Annotated in this window: 17 protein-coding genes; 12 read left to right on the top strand and 5 right to left on the bottom strand. The window is 33.4% G+C overall.

Features of this window, described 5'->3' with window-relative positions; translation table 11 throughout:
- Positions 1–33 precede the first annotated feature (33 nt).
- The 3 genes from OLM57_RS02775 (at position 34) to OLM57_RS02765 (ending at position 2,720) form a co-directional block, all read left to right on the top strand.
- Complete coding sequence (locus OLM57_RS02775; protein WP_264565714.1) at positions 34–759, top strand: polyprenol monophosphomannose synthase; 726 nt, start codon at positions 34–36, stop codon at positions 757–759.
- Between the two features lie 104 nt (positions 760–863).
- A complete protein-coding gene (locus OLM57_RS02770) occupies positions 864–2,204 on the top strand; it encodes a dihydroorotase (RefSeq protein ID WP_264565713.1) in 1,341 nt (446 codons plus the stop codon).
- 9 nt (positions 2,205–2,213) lie between these two features.
- Positions 2,214–2,720: a DUF4296 domain-containing protein gene (locus OLM57_RS02765; RefSeq protein ID WP_264565712.1), complete on the top strand. Its 507-nt coding sequence runs from the start codon at positions 2,214–2,216 to the stop codon at positions 2,718–2,720.
- Here OLM57_RS02765 and OLM57_RS02760 read toward each other — a convergent pair whose 3' ends face one another.
- Complete coding sequence (locus OLM57_RS02760; RefSeq protein WP_264565711.1) at positions 2,721–3,710, bottom strand: NAD-dependent epimerase/dehydratase family protein; 990 nt, start codon at positions 3,708–3,710, stop codon at positions 2,721–2,723. It lies immediately after the preceding gene.
- Positions 3,711–3,850: 140 nt separating this feature from the next.
- On the opposite strand from OLM57_RS02760, the gene tyrS reads away from it, so the two are divergent.
- Positions 3,851–5,149 carry a tyrosine--tRNA ligase gene (tyrS, locus tag OLM57_RS02755; RefSeq protein ID WP_264565710.1) on the top strand — a complete coding sequence of 433 codons (1,299 nt, stop codon included), beginning with the start codon at positions 3,851–3,853 and terminating at the stop codon, positions 5,147–5,149.
- A gap of 71 nt (positions 5,150–5,220) precedes the next feature.
- On the opposite strand, the gene OLM57_RS02750 is transcribed toward tyrS, so the two are convergent.
- The 4 genes from OLM57_RS02750 to OLM57_RS02735 all read right to left on the bottom strand — a co-directional run bounded on the left by OLM57_RS02750 (position 5,221) and on the right by OLM57_RS02735 (position 11,232).
- The gene (locus OLM57_RS02750) at positions 5,221–6,201 is read right to left on the bottom strand and encodes an acyl transferase (RefSeq protein ID WP_264565709.1); all 981 of its coding nucleotides are present in this window, start codon (positions 6,199–6,201) and stop codon (positions 5,221–5,223) included.
- Between the two features lie 122 nt (positions 6,202–6,323).
- The gene (locus tag OLM57_RS02745) at positions 6,324–6,662 is read right to left on the bottom strand and encodes a T9SS type A sorting domain-containing protein (RefSeq protein ID WP_264565708.1); all 339 of its coding nucleotides are present in this window, start codon (positions 6,660–6,662) and stop codon (positions 6,324–6,326) included.
- Between the two features lie 99 nt (positions 6,663–6,761).
- Entirely contained in the window at positions 6,762–8,180 is a 1,419-nt protein-coding gene (locus tag OLM57_RS02740) for a hypothetical protein (RefSeq protein WP_264565707.1), read from the bottom strand.
- A gap of 256 nt (positions 8,181–8,436) precedes the next feature.
- A complete protein-coding gene (locus OLM57_RS02735; protein ID WP_264565706.1) occupies positions 8,437–11,232 on the bottom strand; it encodes a TonB-dependent receptor in 2,796 nt (931 codons plus the stop codon).
- Between the two features lie 237 nt (positions 11,233–11,469).
- On the opposite strand from OLM57_RS02735, the gene OLM57_RS02730 reads away from it, so the two are divergent.
- The 8 genes from OLM57_RS02730 (at position 11,470) to phoU (ending at position 19,645) form a co-directional block, all read left to right on the top strand.
- Positions 11,470–12,153 carry a response regulator transcription factor gene (locus OLM57_RS02730; RefSeq protein ID WP_264565705.1) on the top strand — a complete coding sequence of 228 codons (684 nt, stop codon included), beginning with the start codon at positions 11,470–11,472 and terminating at the stop codon, positions 12,151–12,153.
- Positions 12,154–12,225: 72 nt separating this feature from the next.
- Positions 12,226–13,317, top strand: a complete 1,092-nt coding sequence (locus OLM57_RS02725) for a sensor histidine kinase (RefSeq protein WP_264566943.1) — start codon at positions 12,226–12,228, stop codon at positions 13,315–13,317.
- Positions 13,318–13,517: 200 nt separating this feature from the next.
- Positions 13,518–14,864, top strand: coding sequence for an OprO/OprP family phosphate-selective porin (locus OLM57_RS02720; protein WP_264565704.1), 1,347 nt, complete (start codon positions 13,518–13,520; stop codon positions 14,862–14,864).
- 27 nt (positions 14,865–14,891) lie between these two features.
- The gene (locus OLM57_RS02715; RefSeq protein WP_264565703.1) at positions 14,892–15,725 is read left to right on the top strand and encodes a PstS family phosphate ABC transporter substrate-binding protein; all 834 of its coding nucleotides are present in this window, start codon (positions 14,892–14,894) and stop codon (positions 15,723–15,725) included.
- A gap of 79 nt (positions 15,726–15,804) precedes the next feature.
- Positions 15,805–17,010 (top strand): phosphate ABC transporter permease subunit PstC, encoded by a 1,206-nt coding sequence (gene pstC, locus OLM57_RS02710; protein WP_264565702.1) that lies wholly within the window; start codon positions 15,805–15,807, stop codon positions 17,008–17,010.
- 2 nt (positions 17,011–17,012) lie between these two features.
- The gene (gene pstA / locus OLM57_RS02705) at positions 17,013–17,957 is read left to right on the top strand and encodes a phosphate ABC transporter permease PstA (RefSeq protein WP_264565701.1); all 945 of its coding nucleotides are present in this window, start codon (positions 17,013–17,015) and stop codon (positions 17,955–17,957) included.
- A 48-nt stretch (positions 17,958–18,005) separates the two neighbouring features.
- Positions 18,006–18,764, top strand: coding sequence for a phosphate ABC transporter ATP-binding protein PstB (pstB, locus tag OLM57_RS02700; protein WP_264565700.1), 759 nt, complete (start codon positions 18,006–18,008; stop codon positions 18,762–18,764).
- A gap of 200 nt (positions 18,765–18,964) precedes the next feature.
- Positions 18,965–19,645, top strand: a complete 681-nt coding sequence (gene phoU / locus OLM57_RS02695; RefSeq protein ID WP_264565699.1) for a phosphate signaling complex protein PhoU — start codon at positions 18,965–18,967, stop codon at positions 19,643–19,645.
- Positions 19,646–19,702 lie beyond the last annotated feature (57 nt).

The following is a 19,702-nucleotide window of genomic DNA, read 5'->3' as shown; positions in this document are numbered from 1 at the left end:
AGGTTACTTTTGCACGGAATTTACTCGAATAATATGAACAATTGCATTGTTATAATTCCTACCTATAACGAAATTGAAAACATTGAAAGCATTATTAGAGCTGTGCTTTCACAGCATAAATCTTTTGATATTTTAATTATTGATGACAACTCTCCCGATCATACAGCAGATAAAGTAATTATGCTTCAATCTCAGTTTGGTGGAAAATTATTTTTAGAGAAAAGGGCCAAGAAATCAGGGTTGGGAACGGCCTATGTACACGGCTTTAAGTGGGCTTTGAAAAACAAGTATGACTTTATTTTTGAAATGGATGCCGATTTTTCACACAATCCAAATGATTTGGAAAAATTATACGATGCCTGTCATTTTGGCGATGCTGATTTGGCGATAGGTTCTCGTTATGTTACGGGTGTAAATGTTGTTAATTGGCCATTAAGCCGCGTGTTGATGTCTTATTTTGCCTCAGTTTATGTGCGTATGATTACAGGAATGAAGATACACGATGCGACTGCCGGATTTGTATGTTATAAAAGAAAAGTGCTCGAAGAAATTAATTTAGATAAAATTAAATTTGTAGGGTATGCTTTTCAGATTGAAATGAAGTACAGAACATTTAGTAAAAAGTTTGCAATTTCCGAAGTTCCAATTATCTTTACAGATAGGACCAAAGGCCAATCCAAAATGAGTAATTCTATTATTGTGGAAGCCGTTTTTGGTGTTATTTCGTTACGATTAAAAAAGTTATTTAACAGTTTGTAAAAAGAGATACTATGAAATCGCCATTAATTGCAACTTTGCTTTAGTAAAATCAATAAATAAAAGCGATAACATATATGACAACTAACAAATAAAATTCTACATATATGAATAGATATTTGATAAAAAATGCGAAAATAGTAAATGAAGGAGTTATTTTTGAAGGAGACGTTCTTATAGAGAATGACCTTATAGTTGAAGTTTCGGAGTACATTAGTTTAAAGACTTCCGATTGTGTGATTATTGATGCAGAAGGGAATTATCTTATGCCTGGTGCTATTGACGATCAAGTTCATTTCAGGGAGCCGGGACTTACATACAAAGGCGATATAGAATCAGAGTCAAGAGCTGCAGTTGCGGGTGGAATTACTTCTTATATAGAACAGCCCAACACAGTTCCCAATGCAGTGACTCAGGAAATATTGGAAGAAAAATATCAAATAGCTTCCGAAAAATCGTTTGCCAATTATTCTTTTATGATGGGCGCTACCAATGATAATCTGGAAGAAGTTCTTAAAACAAATCCTAAGAATGTTGCCGGAATAAAAATATTTTTGGGGTCCTCCACAGGAAATATGTTGGTGGATAATGAAGCGGTATTGGAAAAAATATTTTCCTGTACTTCAATGCTGATTGCTGTTCATTGTGAGGACGAAACGACAATAAAAAATAATTTAGAAAAATACAAAGAAGAATTTGGTGAAGATATTCCTGTAACGGTGCATCACCTTATTCGTAGTGAAGAAGCCTGCTATCTTTCTTCTTCTAAAGCCATAGCGTTGGCCAAAAAAACAGGTGCAAGATTGCATGTTTTTCATCTTTCAACCGCCAAAGAAATGGATTTGTTTACCAACAAAATTCCTTTAGAGGAGAAAAAAATCACCGCCGAAGTTTGTATTCATCATTTGTGGTTCACCAATGAAGATTATGATACAAAAGGTAATTTTATAAAATGGAATCCAGCCGTTAAAACAGCAAATGACCGAAAAGTATTGTGGGAAGCGCTAAAAGATGGTCGCATAGATGTAATTGCTACAGATCACGCTCCTCATACATTAGAGGAAAAAAAACAATCTTATCTTAAAGCTCCATCAGGAGGTCCATTAGTACAACACGCTGTGGTCGCTATGTTTGAAGCGCATCACCAAGGCAAGATAAGTGTAGAGAAAATAGTCGAGAAAATGTGCCATAATCCGGCCAAGATTTTCAAAATTGAAAAACGTGGTTTTATAAAAGTGGGCTATTATGCAGATTTGGTAATTATAAATCCAGGATTGCCTTGGAGCGTAAAGAAAGAGAATATCCTTTCAAAATGCGGTTGGTCGCCTTTTGAAGGCTTTACATTCAAATCTAGAATAACACATACTTTTGTTAATGGCAAGTTGGTTTATTCTGGTTTTAAGGTAAAAGATATTCGCGCAGGACAAAGAATGTTGTTTGATAGATAAATTGGTTAAATGAAAAAAAGTATATTTCTTTTTGTTCTAATAGTGTCATTTTTTGGATGCAATAAGGATTTGGTAGAAAAGCCAGATAATCTTATTGACAAAAAAGTAATGCTTGATATTATGTATGACATGTCGATTCTGGATGCATTAAAGTACCAAAATCCGAATTCTTTGTATCAAAATAATATTAATCCGAAGACTTATATTTATCAAAAATATAAAATAGACAGCCTTCAGTTCGTAAAGAGCAATGCCTATTATGCTGCCGATTATCGAGGTTATAAAGATATGTTTGACATGTTGAATAAGCGTTTGATCGAGAATAAAAAACAAGTCGATTCTATAATAAAAATAGAACAAAAAAAACAAAATAGCCTTAAAAAAGCAAAAGCTAAGAAAGTTCAGGATTCGATAAAAAAAGCTAAAAAAGCGTTGGATTTAAAACTTAAAAAAGAGAAAGATTCTGTTGCTAAGGCCAAAAAGGAAAAAGAATTAAAAACAAAAAAAGAGAAATAGTTACAACTTTACGATTTCTTTAATATAATGATGAACGTCTATGAATGATAAATTCAAGGCGTTTTTTATTTTTTCATTAGAATATAAATCATTCGAATAGGAAGATTTTGCAGTTGCTTTGCTAATTTGAGAACTTTGACCCAAAAAAGCAGAGGCAATCCAGTCTAATTTCCATAAAATATTCATTATCGTTGGGTTTGCATGGTATTTTGGCCTTTTAACATTCAAGGCATCTGCGATAGTAAACAACATATCCCTGAAAACAATGTTTTGATTGATCAATGTAAAGCGTTCGCCATGAATAGTGCTTTTCATTAATTTATAAGCTGTTTCAACCACATCAGTAACCGCTACAAAGCCTGTAGATCCGATAGTGTAAAACGGCAACCCTTTTTTTACTTTCGTAAAAAGCGCCCCACTTCCTTGCTCCCAAAAACCAGGGCCAATAATAACACCAGGATTTACGATCACAACCTGAAGTCCTTCTTGTTGACCACGCCAGATTTCCATTTCGGCGCCATATTTTGAAATGGCATAATCACTATGGGGCTTTTCGGGATTCCATTCGGTTTCTTCGGTAATAATGGTTTCGTGTTCTGCTAAGTCGCCAAGTGCAGCTATGGAGCTTACATGGCATAATTTTTTGATGTTGTTAGTCAAACAAAAATTAACAATGTTTGCAGTGCCTTCAATATTAGTTTTTCGAACGATGTCTTCCTCTTTGGGATCAAATGAAATAAAGGCCGCGCAATGATATACTTGTTCTATATCTTTAAATGCACTTTCTAAGGATGGGATGTCTAAGATGTCGGCTTGAATCCATTGAATAGACTCATAAAGGGCCTCTTTTTTGTATAATGAAAAAAGCGATTTTGTTTTTAAGATTCTTTCTGGATTTCTATAAATTGCGCGTACAGTCTCTCCTTTTTCTATTAAATTCAATAATAGATGTGCGCCAACTAAACCCGTTCCTCCAGTTACTAGTATCATATTGACAAATATATTATTTAATTGTTGATTCGTTAAATCGTTTATGTGTTTATTTGGTAAAACTTTTTTTCGATTAACCGATTAAACAAATTATCAAATCAACATTAAATTTTATCTTTGCCCAAAATTGATTATTATAAATGAAAAATATTATTTCCGAATTACAATGGCGTGGTTTAGTACACGATATCATGCCAGGAACCGAAGAGCAACTTTTAAAAGAAATGACAACTACCTACATTGGATTTGATCCCACGTCAGATTCTTTGCATATTGGTAGTTTGGTGCCGATAATTTTATTGGTTCACCTCAAAAATTTTGGGCACAAACCCATTGCTTTGGTAGGTGGTGCAACTGGAATGATTGGAGATCCTTCCGGGAAATCGGATGAGCGTAATTTATTGGATGAAGCTACTTTAAACCATAATGTTGAAGGGATTAAAAGTGTTTTGTCGCGCTTTTTAGATTTTAATGATACTGCTGCAAATGCTCCGGTTTTAGTTAATAATTACGATTGGATGAAAGGCTTGTCATTTATCAATTTTGCCCGTGATGTAGGTAAACGTATCACGGTAAATTATATGATGGCCAAAGATTCTGTAAAGAAAAGATTGTCTGGAGAAGGTGAAGGAATGTCGTTTACAGAGTTTACATACCAATTGATTCAAGGGTACGATTTTTATCACTTGCATAAAGAATACAATTGTTTGTTACAAATGGGAGGTTCAGATCAATGGGGAAATATCACTACTGGAACTGAATTAGTGCGTCGTATGAACGTTGGAGAAGAAGCCAAGGCTTTTGCAATGACCTGTCCGTTAATCACCAAAGCGGATGGTTCTAAATTTGGAAAATCCGAAGGTGGGAATGTATGGTTGACGGCAGATAAAACTTCGGTGTATAAATTTTACCAATTTTGGTTGAACACCACTGATGTTGATGCCGAAAAGTATATCAAAATCTTTACTTTCTTAGATAAAGAAACAATTGACTCTCTGATTGAAGAACATAAAGTAGCACCGCATTTAAGAATTTTACAAAGAAAATTAGCCGAAGAGTTAACTGTTTTTGTACATTCAGCTGAAGAACTGGAGAAAGCGATTAAAGCTTCCAATATTCTTTTTGGAAATGCAACTGCCGACGATTTGAAACAATTGGATGAAACCACTTTTTTGGAAGTTTTTGACGGAGTTCCTCAAGCCGAAATTTCAAAAAGTGACGTTGAAGCAGGATTGGATATCGTTCAAGTTTTGAATGAAAAGACAGGATTTTTCAAGTCAAATGGTGAGGCAAGAAGAGCATTAACAGCCAATTCTATTTCGGTGAACAAAGAAAAAGTAAACGAAACCTTTGTGCTTTCGACCAAAGATTTGATTAACAATCAATTTGTATTGTTGCAGAGTGGGAAGAAAAATTATTTTGTGATTAGGATTGTTTAACTGTTTTATATGTTTAATCGGTAAATCGTTTATTCGTTTAACCGATTCAACAAATAACCGATTTAACGTTTTTAAACAACCATCAAATTACAACCCCGAATATCAGAATTATCAAAACGTCCCAATACTTCGAAAGTGGTATTGGGATATTTTTTGCCCAAATCTTGCGTAGCAATAAACGAACAGGAATTGATGTTGGCTAGGTCGATAACGTTAATTCCGCCTGTTTTGCCGTCGTTTATATAGGTTAGTGCATCTTCGGTGTCGCGAATGTGTATTTGCATCCAAGAAGGGCATTCAAATACGCCGTTTCCTAAAGAATAAGCTTGCGAAAGCAGTTCAGTCATACCGTATTCCGAATGGATGGCTCTAACTCCAAAACCTTCGCATAACTGTTCGTGCAATTCCTCGCGAATCATTTCTTTACGCTTGCCTTTCATTCCGCCAGTTTCAATGATAATGGTATGTTGTAGTTGGAATTTGTTTTTTTCGATTAAATCCAATAAAGCATAAGTAACGCCAATCAGAATTACATTTTGTCCTGCTTGGTCTAATTCAATTAGTTTTTGAATTAGTTCATCGTGATTGTTGAGGTAAAAGCCGCTTTTGCTGTGGTTTGTGAGTTGTATTAAATCTTCCACCATATAAATTAAAGAGGAACCTTCTCTTTCCAGATAGGAGGGGAGCAAAGCCAGAACCACATAATCTTCAATGTTCCCATAAAATTGAGAAAACCCCTTGCGGTAACTTTCTTCGTAAATGGAAACATCGGTCACCAAATGCCTACTGGTGATGGACCCTGTTGTTCCGCTACTGGAAAAAGTCGCTTCAATTGGATTGTTGTTTGAAATAACATTATGACTTTTGAAGAACTGAATCGGCAAAAAAGGGATTTGTTGTATCGATTTTACTTTTTGTGGATTTGTTTTCAATAAATCACAAAATTCTTGATACACTAAGTTGTTTTCATATTGAAATCGGAATACTTTTAAGGCAATTTTTTCAAATTGCTTCTGACTCGAAAGGGTAAATATATCGCTGGATGAAATCAAGTTCTTTTTTTTGCAAAGATATTACTAATTCTAAACCTATTTGGAGAATTTTTTAAGTCTGAAAACAGTACTCAAAAAAAAAGTTCCAATCACTTGGGACTTTATAATATAATTAACAGAATTTACCTGACTATTAATTTTCTACTGCTAGTTGCATTTTCTTCGGTGATTTTAATGATATAAACACCAGGAGAAAGGTTCGAAACATTAAGTTCTTTGGTGTAAATTATGGTTTGTAACACTTTCTTACCTAAAACGTCAAAAATAATAATTTCTTTTTCTAAATCGTTTTTTGATGAAATGTACACTTTTCCAGTAGTCACAGGATTTGGATACAAATTCAACCCTTCTATTGAAGTGTTTTCTTGTATGTTTGACGATTGCTTACTATCTTGTGCGCTTGCAGCAGTAGTGAAGAAAATAGCCAATAAAAGTGTGATATAAAAGTAGTTTTTTGCCATTAGCATTGTAAGTTGATAGTAAATATAATAAAAAATATTGTTATAAAAAAAATACCTCTCAAATTTTGAGAGGTATTTTTACTAATTCAAACTTGTTTATTATTTAAGTAATGTATTTCCATCTACAGTAGACCATGCTCCATTTGTTAATGAAGCTCCTGTTGCATTGGTGCTAGTCACAAATTGACCTGCTGGGAAAGCAACTGTAAGAGGAATACCACCAATAGTTGCGCCTAGTATGTTTGTTCCTGTATTAGTAATAGTAACATTTGTCATTTTAATTTTAGAAGTATTTACTTGATCGGTATTTGTTGCAACATCTTGGATTTTACAAGCTGCAGCAGTATAAGTAGTTGTTCCTTCTGTATAGTTTGCATATCCATCAATGATGATGTTACTATAGTCTCCATTAGCTTCTTTTTTGAATTGGAAAGCATCAATTTGAATGTCACCTATAGCTTCTGGAGTTGTTCCTGCTGCTCTTTTTAATGTGATATTTGTAACTTTTGGCCAGAATGCATTGTCGTTGTTAGAACATTCAATTTCCATACCGTAGTTTCCTTTACCTGTTTGGTAAGCGTACCAGTTACTATTGTTTTGACCTTGCCATCCATCTTGCCAGTCAAAAGCATCATCAGTATTGCCGTAAGAGATAGCATTGGTCATACTTACAGTCCCACCAAAAAATTCAAAACCGTCATCAGCACCCTTATAAGAAACTAAGTGGTCTAATGTTGTTCCAGAACCACAAGAATAAAAAGTAAATCCATTATTTTCTTTGTTTCCGTCGCCTAATTTTGACCCAGCATATTCTACTCTTACATAATTCAATGAACCACCATTGTGAGCTGCATTTGTTCCACCGTAAGGTAATGCATTTCCATCTTCAGAAGTTGAGTTAGTTACACCACCAATAGCTTTAATTGGTGCGTCTCCATACATTATAATACCTCCCCAAGAACCAGGTGTTTTTGAAGATTCTGTAAATACTACTGGTTTGTCTGCTGTGCCATTGATGATTAATTTTCCGCCTTTCAATACAACAAATGCGTTGTCACCTGTTGTTTTTGTACATGTAATTGTAGATCCAGCTTCAAAAGTTACAGTTACACCATCTGCAATTTTCACAACCCCTTTTAAAGTGTAATTACCGTAAACAAAAGTTTTGTTTGCTGTAAATGTCCCTGTAATTTCTCCTGTTGCTGCTGGAATTGCCGTTACAGTTACTGTTCTAGTTACTGGTCCTGCTGTATTTGGTACTGTATAGGTAATTACAGAAGACCCAACAGATACCCCTGTTATAACTCCTGTTGTAGCATTAACTGTTGCTACTGCTGGAGTTGCGCTTGTAAAAGTTCCGCCTGTAGTTGTACTAGTAAAAGTAGTTGTAGCACCTACAATAATGCTTTCTATACCTGTTAATGGCGCTACTGTTGCTGGCGTGTTATTGTCATCGCTGCTACATGATGCAAATAATAAGCCTAAAGACATTGCAAAAGCTAAAAATTTTGTTTTCATAATTTGTGTTTTTGTTTTTTGTTTTTTGTTTTATTTTTTTGAAAAAATGGTGTCGCAGTTTTTTATCTTTTTTTGTCTGCGATATCTTAATTTTATATGCCAAAAGTACTTCGAGAGTATCACACAGAGGTTACCTAATTATTACAAAAAAGTTACTAAAAGCATTCCTAAATGTAATTTTAATGTTAAGAAAGGAGTTTCTATAAGTAGAAAAGCCCCTAAAGAATTAGAGGCTTTTGGTTTGATTGGTAACTATTTAAAATGTATATCCTAAATTTAGTGAGAAACTCACTCCTGTTTTGTAATTACGTATTGTTGAATCATTCAGTAATGGTGAATCTCCGTTATTTCCTTGTTCAAATGTAATGTCTGGATTAAGTATGTTTTGAACTGAAAATTTTAAATCAATATTTTTGGATACTTTACTTCCCCAAACAAAATCCAGTTTGGTTACAGGTAATTCATAAATATTGTCCATGTGCCCAGTTCCAACTGCATAAATTCTTTTTGCAAAAGTAGAGTAGACTAATGAAATTGTGTTGCTCCATTCTGAGCTAAAATCAAATTGATATTTTAAATCGGAATTGATGATGTATTTTGAAGCACCTTGAAGTTCTCTTACTTGATGTGTTTCTATTGATTGCGATGAGTCGCCTTGAGAGTTTATGTAAGTAGGTGCAACTTTAACTTGTGAATATAACAATGAAGTATTGAAACCCCATGAAAATTTGTCCAAAGCTTTGTTAATTCTTGATAAATCATACAAAAAATCAATTTCTGCTCCATACAATATGGCACTGTCTGAATTCAAATAAGTTGTAATGGTTGTGTTGGAGGCATTTGCGACAAAAGTACGTTCTATAGGAGTTGTTATTTTCTTTCCAAATAGTCCCGCTGAAAATAGTTCTTTGGTCGTTGGGAAAATCTCATATTTGAAATCTACATTATAATTGTCGCTATTCTCTAAATAAGGATTGCCCAAAGTAGAGGTTCCATCGGCATTGATGTATTCTATAGGATAGGCTTCCATAATAATTGGAGTGGTATAGGTTTGGGTTGCAGAAAAACGTGCATTTGAGTTTTCAGTAATACTATATTTTACGTTTAACGCTGGTAAAAAATACAAATTATTATAATCTACTACAGTAAAATCTGCATCAAAAGAGTCTGGTTTTCTGTATAGTGTTTGCCTAGTAGTATTTTCTACTCGTAAACCGCCATTTACTTCCCATTTATTGTCAAAATTGTATAATAAGTTGGCATATCCTGCATGGGCACCTTGATTTAATTTTGCTTGCCATGTTGCATTCGAACTTTCTCTAAATGAAAAAATATTGTTTGTTAAATATCCATTCAGTTGATTATCTGGTTGGTTTAAAGGTGTGGTAAAATTTGGACCTACGCTTGGAATTATAAATCGATAGGAAGATTCCATGTTTGAAGTGTATCCGTTATATCCTACTGTTATTTTTTTGTTTTTTTCTTCTTTTCCAAATTTATAATTGTACTCTGCCAAACCTGAGAAATAGTAATCGCTGTCAATAGATAAATATTGGCGAATAAAATTATTTGCCGCAATAGAAGTTGTTATGTCATTTTCTCCAGATAATGATCCTCTGAAAAATTTTCTGTCAGGTTGGTCAAATTTTGTTATGGCATAAGATATTCCTGCATTTATTTTTTGATTTTTATCTTCAGAAAGTGCATATTCGCCAAGCAATTGGTTGTTTATATAGGAAGAAACATCCAATTGATTCGTCCTGATTAATATAGAGTTATTTGCTCCTGTACTGGTATCTGGAATACCAAATTGATCTTGAATCAAATTGGCAGAAGATTGAATGTAAATTGTATTATAAGATAATTTTAATTTTTTTGTATTATAATTTAAACCCAATAATCCTGTAAAGGAAGCTTGATAGGTGTAATCTGTTGTTACGAAATCACTGCCATAAACAAAACCAGTAGGACTATTGGTAAAATTTCTTTGAACACCATTTGTTATACTGAAGTCGTTTTCAAAAGATAGGGAAACTAAATAGGATAAGCTTTTTTCTGGAGTAAGGTCAAATTTTTCGGCATTCAAAAAACTAATGCTTGAATTTAAAGGGCTTTTTGTAGCAGCAACATTAAAACCACTGTTTTTAAATGCATCAAGAGATTGTTGCGAAGTTAATGTATTGGCAGTAGCCGTATTTCCCAAAACGGTTGGCAATTTTCTATCATTGGCTGTTAATCCAAAAAAACCTTTTGTAGAATTGGCATCTTCGGCAATTAAGAAGTCTGATAAACTATTGTTTGTAGTGTAACCTATTCCGATATTTAATTTGGTGATGCTTTTGGATACCTTTGTTGTTTGTACATTGAATGTTCCTCCAGCAAAATCTCCATAAATATTTGGGTTGAATGTTTTATAAACATCAATTACACCCACAATATCTGTTGGGAACAAATCCAATGAAATGTATTTGTTATACGGATTGTTTGATGGTGTCGCCAAATCGTTTATTAATAGATTGTTGTAACGGTCTTCAAGGCCACGTACAAATAATCCACGATTACCCACGCTTGTAATTCCGGTAATTTTGGTCAAACCTTCGGCTACATTACTTACTCCTTTTCTGGACATTTCCTGTGCGCCGATACTTTGCTTAATTACAACTGCATTTTTTTGATCCAATAATAAAGCAGTTTCTTTTTCTCTACCGCCGCTTGATTTGATAACGACATCTTTTAATTTGTAGCTTCCAGATCCTATTGAATTATTCAGGGTTACAGTTTCGTTTGCAACAACTGTTACAGGAATTTCTAATGATTCATATCCAAGAAAACTAAATTGAACGGTATAATTTCCAGGCGCGATACTAATACTGTATTTACCATCTATATCTGTATTTGCCCCAATTTTTGTGCCTTTGAGCAATACATTTGCAAACGGTAAAGCCTGGTTGTTTGAGTCTTTGTCTAATAAAACACCAGAAATTGTTCCTTTAGTTTGTGAGAAACTAATAGCGCAGATAAATAGTGTAAAGAATAGAAATTTTAATTTCATTTTGTGTAGTATTTAATTTTGTGCAAATAAAGGGCAGGAATATATTTCAAGTGTTAACACCAAGTTATGAATCGATGTGTTAATTATTATGAAATAGTTAACATATTAAATTAAGGTTAAGTCAGCTTTATTTGTATTGTAGCTTGTGGTTTATTATTACTTTTACATTGCAATAAAAAGGCTTTGCATCCCATTTGGGTAAATATGCAATAGAGAAACTTAATTTTTGCTATTTTTATGAAGAAAAGAAACACCAAGATTCTTCTGGTTGACGATGAACCAGATATTTTAGAAATTGTAGGCTATAATTTGGCACAAGAAGGATATCAAATTGTTACCGCAGTCAATGGTAAAGACGCTATTGAAAAAGCTAAGAAAGAATTACCAAGTCTGATTATAATGGATGTCATGATGCCAGAAATGGATGGAATGGAAGCCTGTGAGCATATTAGGAGAATTCCCGAATTGAATAATGTGATCATCACTTTTCTAACCGCAAGAAGTGAAGATTACTCGCAAGTGGCCGGGTTTGATGCTGGTGCAGATGATTATATTACCAAGCCAATTAAACCTAAATTGTTGGTCAGTAAAGTTAAAGCCTTGTTACGAAGATTGAAAGAACAAGAACAAAACAGCGAAACATTAAATGTAGGTGGTATAGAAATCAATCGTGAAGAGTATAAAATTGTAAAAGACAATATAGAAATAGCATTGCCAAGAAAGGAATTTGAACTTTTCTATTTACTGGCTTCAAAGCCAGGGAAAGTTTTTAAACGAGAAGAAATTCTGGACAAAGTTTGGGGAAATGATGTGGTGGTTGGTGGACGTACTATCGATGTACATATTAGAAAACTTCGCGAAAAAATTGGAGAAGATCTTTTTAAAACTATAAAAGGGGTAGGATATAAGTTTGAAGTTTAAAGAACAATACTCAAAAAAAGACTTTATATGTCTTTTTTTATTAATTATAATTTTTCGTTTGCCAAATATATAATGAAAATTAATTTCAAAAAAAGTTACAAATTTGCTATAAAATCAGCATTGTATATCAGTTTATTTGTTTCCGGTTTTTGCATGATTCTTTCTGCAATACTATTCAAATCAGCATACAGTGCCTTGCTATTATTCGGGCTTATTTGCATGTTCTTTGTTTATGTGTTTTCCTTTTTTGTTTTACAATATAGAGTGGAACGCTTCATTTATAGAAGAGTCAAAAAAATCTATGATGATGTGGCGTTATTGGAGTCGAGTACTTTTATAAACCAACCGATCACAACCGATATGGAAACCTTGACTCGAGAAGTAAAGAAATTTGCCACCGATAAAAAGTTGGAAATTGAGATGTTGCAAGTTCGTGAAGAATATAGGAGAGAATTTCTGGGAAATGTTTCTCATGAGCTCAAAACGCCATTATTTACTGTGCAAGGTTATTTGTCAACCCTCATTGACGGCGCCATGGACGATAAATCAATTCGAAAAAAATACTTAAAACGTGCCGAAAAAGGCGTCGAACGATTGATTTATATTGTTGAAGATTTAGATATGATTACTAAATTGGAATCGGGAGATTTAAATATAGAATTTGCAAAATTTGATATTGTAAAGTTAATTCAAAATGTATTTGACTTGCTCGAAATGAAAGCGGATAAAAAGAAAATTACGTTGGCTTTTGAAAACGATCATATTCAGCCCATTTTTGTAAACGGGGATAAAGACAAAATTCAACAAGTGGTAGAAAATCTTTTGGTCAATTCCATAAAATATGGAAAAGAAGGAGGATTGACCGAAGTTTCAATTGTCAATCTAACCAACAAAAAGGTTTTGGTTAGGGTTACAGATAATGGCGAGGGAATAGAAAAGCAAAATATTTCAAGGCTTTTTGAACGTTTTTATAGAGTTGATAAAAGTGGTTCTCGTTCTGAAGGCGGTTCTGGTTTGGGACTTTCGATAGTAAAACATATTATAGAAGCCCACAAAGAAAAAATATATGTTGAAAGTGAGTTTGGTATTGGTTCTGAGTTTTCTTTCACACTCGAAAAGACATTTATAACCGATCAATTAGGACTTAAAAACAAAGGGAATTAATCATTTAATAACATTAAAAAAAAACATTTAATTAGCTGTTTATTAACTATTTATTGTAAATAAATGTAAATTAAATTAGAAATAAAGATTTAAAGAAAAAACCTATTAACATTAAATTATCATCTATATAACATTGAGTTAACATTAACTTAACATTGGTATATCACCTTTGCGGCAAATTAACATTCATAGTAATAAAAATGAAAAAAATTATAGTTGCAATAATGATGTTGGGTTATGGGTTTGTAAATGCCCAAGAAGTATCAAACGATTCTATAAAACCAATTAGTATTGATTCTTTACAGCAAGCAATAAATATGCATCAGTTAAAATTTGATGCGCTTAATGAACAATTATCTCCTTTGCAAGAGCAAGTAGATAAAATTTCTAAATTGAGAATATCAGGTTATATGCAAGTGCAATATGAAATGTACAACTATCAAGATGTTCCTACAGCAAACGGACCGCTTCAACTTAAACCAGGTTCGTCAGAGACAAATGTACCTTTGACAACCAATATTGTAGATGTTTCCAATTCATTTGTAATACGAAGAGCAAGGATAAAGTTTACCTATCAACCATTAGAAGGGGTAATATTTGTTTTGCAACCTAACTTCTCCTTTAGTGCAGTAACACTAAAAGATGCTTATGTGCAATTAAACGACCCTTGGATAAATACTTTCCAATTGTGGGTGGGACAATTTAACAGACCTGATTATGAAGTAGAGTTTTCTTCTAGAGACAGAATTATATTAGAAAGAAGTAGAATGTCTGGAATCTTATATCCTCAAGAAAGAGATTTAGGAGCAAAAATTGCTGCAAACTTCGCTACTCAATATGAAATTCCTTTGAATGTTGAATTGGCAGTGTTTAACGGAAATTTTGGAGAAGGACAAATAACAAACCAAGTTGCTGATGTTGATAGCCAAAAAGATGTAATGTTAAGAGCGTATTATTCTCTTAATTTCAAAGACATGGGATTGGGAGTTGACTTTGGTGCAAGCGGATATTATGGTAAAAATTTGGTTTTTGTTGCAGGAAATTTTAGTGATGTAAATAATAAACCGTTTGCGGCAAAAGTGGGTGATCAATTAGATAAACAATGGACAGGTTTTGAGCTTCAGGCTTATTATGATGTATTGGGCGGTTTTGCTTTAAAATCAGAATGCAACTTTGGAACTATATCTGGAGAAGCGAATGCTACCAATGTACTTAATAATAACCCTGGATTCAATTTTAGTGGAGTAAGAGATTTTGTTGGATATTATGTAACATTAGAGAAAAATTTTGGAACAAAATATCAAGCAGCAGTTCGTTTTGATTCATGGGATCCAAACAGAAGATTGTCTGGTAATAATGTGACAGTAGCTCCAGACTTAAAAGTTAACACATGGTCATTTGCTTTGGATTATTTCTTTACATTAAATACAAAAATTGCTCTGGGTTATTCTTTGCCAATAAATGAAACAAGTTCAACTGTTGGAGGAATATATAATGGAGACATAAAAAACAACATAACAACATTAAGATTTCAAGCAAGTTTCTAAAAAACAAAATAAATAATTTATAATAAAATGAAAACAACAAAATTAAAAGTAGCATTAATTGTAATGGTGGTTATGGGAATTGGTTTTTCTTTTACTACAATTAATAAAGTTACCGTAAAAGGTTCTGATACCATGGTTATTTTGTCCCAAAAATGGGCAGAGGTATACATGAAAAAAAATCCAGGAGCATCTATTCAGGTAACTGGTGGAGGATCTGGAGTAGGAATAGCAGCGTTGATCAACGGGTCAACAGATATTGCAAATTCAAGCCGTCCTATAAAACCTTCTGAAGTTGAAAAATTGAAAGCAAGATACAGTTCAGTTGGTGTAGAAATTCCGTGTGCAAAAGATGGGTTGTCTGTTTATTTGAACAAAGCAAATCCAGTTTCATCACTTACAATTAAACAAATAGGTCAAATTTTTTCCGGAAAAATTACGAATTGGAAAGAAGTTGGAGGTGCAGATGCTCCAATCAAATTATACGGAAGAGAAAGTAGCTCAGGAACTTTTGGTTTCTTTAAAGACAATGTGGTAAAGACAGATTTTTCTCCATCTTGTCAAACATTGCCAGGAACAGCAGCTATTGTAAATGCCGTAAAAAAAGATAAAAATTCAATTGGTTACGGGGGTGCAGCTTATGCAGAAGGTGTAAAAGATTGTGGTGTAAAAAAAGACGATAAAAGCCCTGCGATATTACCCACAGGAGCTACCATCAAAAATCATACATATCCAATCACTAGGTACTTGTATATGTATTTGAAATCGAAACCAACAGGTGAAACAAAAGCTTTTATCGATTGGATTTTGAGTCCAGCTGGTCAGAGTCTGATAGAAGAAGTGGGTTATTTTCCTCTAAAATAATGATAATTAAAATATCCCTCATTTTCATAAAATGAGGGATATTTTTGTGTTTATATTATACAAATCTTAAAAAAATAAGATGAATTCCCAATTACCTATCAAACAGACTTTCACCAAAGAAAGTTTAAAAAAACAATTCAGACTTTCTGAATTTCTTGCCGAAAAAATAATATCATCAGTGGCTTTTATGTCAATTACTATTATTTTTTTAATTTTCATTTTTGTTTTTAAAGAGTCATTGCCACTATTTAGTTTTGGGAATGATGCTAAAGCAAAAATTGAGGTTCAAACTACTACAGGCGATAAACCCGAATCATATGGAGCAGTAGCGACTGAAGATTTAAAACCGGAAGCCTATAATTCTGAACCGACTGAAGATTTAAAGCCAGAAACTTACGGTTCAGAACCAGTTTCTCAGGAGGACTTAAAACCAGAATCTTATGGAGAAACTCCAAAAGAAGATTTATCGGTAGCAACTACAGATGAAACAATGGATGCCGTTTCTGAAAATAACGAAGGTGCCGACAAAACTTGGAGTACTTTTTTTACGACGGAATGGGTGCCAGTTTCAGAAAATCCTAGATTTGGTTTGTTGGGATTACTGATTGGTACTTTAAAAGTAACAATAATTGCAATGCTAATCGCTGGACCTTTGGCGGTACTTGCTGCATTATACACTTCGTGTTTTGCTTCAAAAAGAGTCAAAGAGATTATAAAACCCATTATAGAAATGCTTGCAGCTTTTCCATCGGTGGTGATTGGTTTTTTTGCTCTAATGGTTTTGGCTACTTTTTTCCAAGATGTATTTGGTTATGAGTCTAGACTAAATGCTTTTGTTGGTGGAGTTGCGATGGCTCTAGCGGCTATTCCTATTATTTATACTATTTCTGAAGATGCATTGGCAGCAATTCCAAAAACGTATACCGAAGCAAGTTTGGCATTGGGTGCCAGTAAATGGCAAACCGCTTTTTTTGTTGTTTTACCGGCGGCGACTCCAGGTATTTTTGCAGCTCTTCTTTTAGGAGTTGGAAGGGTTTTTGGTGAAACAATGATTGCACTTATGGCAACAGGAAATGCAGCTTTAGTATCCGCCAATCCATTCGAGAGTGTTCGAACTTTTGCCGCAACTATCGGATCAGAAATGGCAGAAACTGTTTTTGGTGATACTCATTATAGTGTTTTGTTTTTTATAGGATCTTTACTTTTTATTTTCTCATTTGCTTTAAATGCAATTGCAGAATTCTATGTAAAAGGCAAATTAATGAAAAAATTCCAAGGTAAATAATTATGGAAAAAGTTTTAAAGGAATCAGAAAACCACTTTTTTACAAGTAAAAAAAGTAATTCAGATATAAAGGGGAAATTTTTTGTTGGCATCACACAAATGGCTGTGATTTTGATTATAGCTATTCTTTTTATAATTCTTGCGATAATTGTTTATCAAGGGCGTTCCAAGTTTTCATGGGAGTTTATTTCGTCTTTCCCAACTAATGGTATGACCGAAGGGGGAATATTCCCGGCCATAATAGGGACTTTTATATTGGTAATTGTCATGTCTATTGCAGCGGTTCCTTTTGGGACTATTACGGCACTTTATTTGACAGAATATGCCAGTGCGAATTCTAAATTTGCCGCAGCTGTTCGATTCTCTGTTCGTACCTTAGCTGTTGTACCATCAATTATATTTGGCCTTTTTGGCCTTGGATTTTTTATACAGTTTTTAGGTGCTGGTGCAGATACAGCTTTCAATGGAGGCGAATTACGCTGGGGACAACCCAATATTCTTTGGGCAAGTCTTACGATGTCTTTATTGACGCTTCCTGTTATTATTGTTTCGGTTGAAGAAGCTCTAAAAACAATTCCTCGTGAATTAAGAGAAGCCAGTTTGGCACTTGGTGCAACCAAATGGCAAACTATAAAAAAAGTAGTACTTCCGGGTTCTGTTTCAGGAATTATGACAGGAACGATTCTTGCCGTGAGCAGAGGTGCTGGTGAAGTGGCACCAATTTTATTTACAGGAGCAGCCTATTATTTGGCGACTTTGCCAGGATCATTGAGCGATCAATTCATGAATTTAGGTTATCACATTTATATTATGTCTACCCAATCTTCTGATGTTGAGAAAACAATGCCTATACAGTTTGCAACAACTTTAGTTTTACTAATTTTGACATTATCTTTAAATTTAGTTGCCGTTATTATTAGATCAAGAATTAGAAGAAAAGCTAAATAATTTTTAATTGATTTAATAATTTATTATTTTAGACTTAACAAATAAACAATGAAAGACATAAAAATAAAAGTAAATGATTTATCATTATACTATGGTGAAAAAAAAGCGCTGAATGAAATTACGATGGATATTCCATCCAATAAAGTTACAGCATTGATTGGCCCTTCGGGTTGTGGTAAATCAACTTTTTTGAGATGTATCAACAGGATGAATGACCTTATTCCTGATGTTACCATTAGCGGTAAAATGTTGGTTGAGGGTATAGATATTTATGATAAAAATGTAGATGTTGTCAATATTAGAAAAAAAATTGGAATGGTTTTTCAGAAATCAAACCCTTTTCCGAAATCTATTTACGAGAATGTTGCCTATGGTCCCCGAATAAATGGTGTAAAAGACAAGACAGAGTTGGATGAAATTGTTGAAACATCTTTGCGTCAAGCGGCTATTTGGGATGAGTTGAAGGATAGACTTGATGATTCTGCTTTAGGACTTTCGGGAGGTCAGCAACAACGTTTGTGCATAGGAAGAACTTTGGCGGTAAGCCCGGATATTATTCTGATGGATGAACCTGCAAGTGCCTTAGATCCTATTTCGACCTCAAAAATCGAAGAACTAATTCATCAATTGAAAGAGTTATATACCATTATTATTGTTACCCACAATATGCAACAAGCAGCCAGAACAAGTGATCATACAGCATTTTTCTATATGGGAGAATTGATTGAAATGGGGAAAACAAACACTATATTTACAAAACCAATTCAAAAACAAACCGAAGATTATATAACAGGAAGATTTGGATAATTGTTTGAAATAGCTTTAATTGTTTATTAGTTTAAAATTATTTAAAGCGTTTAAAGCATGTGCTGGATGTTGCGATTTCTTATTTAGTATAATGTCTTTACGTTATTAAACTGATTTGCACTTTTATACCCATTTTTAAACTTTTAAACCTATTTTAAACTTTCAAATCCTTAAACTTTTAAATTTTTAAATTAAAAAAAATGGCGACATACTTTGAAATAGAATTAGAAAAATTAAAAAACATAATTGAAAAAATTGGTGTTTTAGCAGAAAGCCAAGTCAGTGAGGCCGTTAAAGCATTGTTGTCTGAACCAGAAGTTGCTGAAGGCAAAAGCATTAAAAAAACAGAACATAAAATTGACAAACTGGATATCAAAATAGACGAAATCTGTCAGAGCATTTTTGCTTTGCAACAGCCGGTTGCTTCAGATTTGCGCTTTATTATGTCGGCAATGCAGATTAGCAATGAAATAGAACGTATTGGAGATTTGTCTATTAGTATTGTTAAGAAATCGAAAAACATTAAAAACAAACACGATTTAATTGTCAAGTATTCAATAGCCGATGCTGCTCGACTAGTTGAATTGATTACCGTAAAAACAAACGTTTGTTTTTTAACTCGTGATGAAAGTACGATAGGAGAGATTTTTGTGATGAACAAGGATATCAAAAACAAATGTGATGATGGTATACATGATATTATCAATGAAATGAAAGTAAATTCCAAAGCTGTAGTTTCTGGGACAAATTTGGTTATTGTTTTGAAACATTTAGAAAGAATCTCTGAGCATTGTACCAATATTGCAGAGTATATTTATTTCATGGTTCATGCCAAAATAATTAAACATGAAAAATTTGACAACAAAGAAATAGAAGAATAATAATTACAAAGAAATAAATTTTTTAAAAAACCGGTAAAATTTACTTTACCGGTTTTT

It is taken from the genome of Flavobacterium sp. N3904, from assembly GCF_025947305.1.
GTDB lineage: Bacteria > Bacteroidota > Bacteroidia > Flavobacteriales > Flavobacteriaceae > Flavobacterium.
Note: the sequence above shows the minus strand (reverse complement) of the source record. Positions and strands in the feature narration are given on the sequence as shown.

Bases quoted from the DNA above. Each gene is read 5' to 3' on its own strand.
- OLM57_RS02775 (WP_264565714.1), top strand. From the start codon at position 34: ATGAACAATTGCATTGTTATAATTCCTACCTATAACGAAATTGAAAAC.
- OLM57_RS02770 (WP_264565713.1), top strand. From the start codon at position 864: ATGAATAGATATTTGATAAAAAATGCGAAAATAGTAAATGAAGGAGTT.
- OLM57_RS02765 (WP_264565712.1), top strand. From the start codon at position 2,214: ATGAAAAAAAGTATATTTCTTTTTGTTCTAATAGTGTCATTTTTTGGA.
- OLM57_RS02760 (WP_264565711.1), bottom strand. From the start codon at position 3,710: ATGATACTAGTAACTGGAGGAACGGGTTTAGTTGGCGCACATCTATTA.
- tyrS (WP_264565710.1), top strand. From the start codon at position 3,851: ATGAAAAATATTATTTCCGAATTACAATGGCGTGGTTTAGTACACGAT.
- OLM57_RS02745 (WP_264565708.1), bottom strand. From the start codon at position 6,662: ATGGCAAAAAACTACTTTTATATCACACTTTTATTGGCTATTTTCTTC.
- OLM57_RS02740 (WP_264565707.1), bottom strand. From the start codon at position 8,180: ATGAAAACAAAATTTTTAGCTTTTGCAATGTCTTTAGGCTTATTATTT.
- OLM57_RS02735 (WP_264565706.1), bottom strand. From the start codon at position 11,232: ATGAAATTAAAATTTCTATTCTTTACACTATTTATCTGCGCTATTAGT.
- OLM57_RS02730 (WP_264565705.1), top strand. From the start codon at position 11,470: ATGAAGAAAAGAAACACCAAGATTCTTCTGGTTGACGATGAACCAGAT.
- OLM57_RS02725 (WP_264566943.1), top strand. From the start codon at position 12,226: ATGAAAATTAATTTCAAAAAAAGTTACAAATTTGCTATAAAATCAGCA.
- OLM57_RS02720 (WP_264565704.1), top strand. From the start codon at position 13,518: ATGAAAAAAATTATAGTTGCAATAATGATGTTGGGTTATGGGTTTGTA.
- OLM57_RS02715 (WP_264565703.1), top strand. From the start codon at position 14,892: ATGAAAACAACAAAATTAAAAGTAGCATTAATTGTAATGGTGGTTATG.
- pstC (WP_264565702.1), top strand. From the start codon at position 15,805: ATGAATTCCCAATTACCTATCAAACAGACTTTCACCAAAGAAAGTTTA.
- pstA (WP_264565701.1), top strand. From the start codon at position 17,013: ATGGAAAAAGTTTTAAAGGAATCAGAAAACCACTTTTTTACAAGTAAA.
- pstB (WP_264565700.1), top strand. From the start codon at position 18,006: ATGAAAGACATAAAAATAAAAGTAAATGATTTATCATTATACTATGGT.
- phoU (WP_264565699.1), top strand. From the start codon at position 18,965: ATGGCGACATACTTTGAAATAGAATTAGAAAAATTAAAAAACATAATT.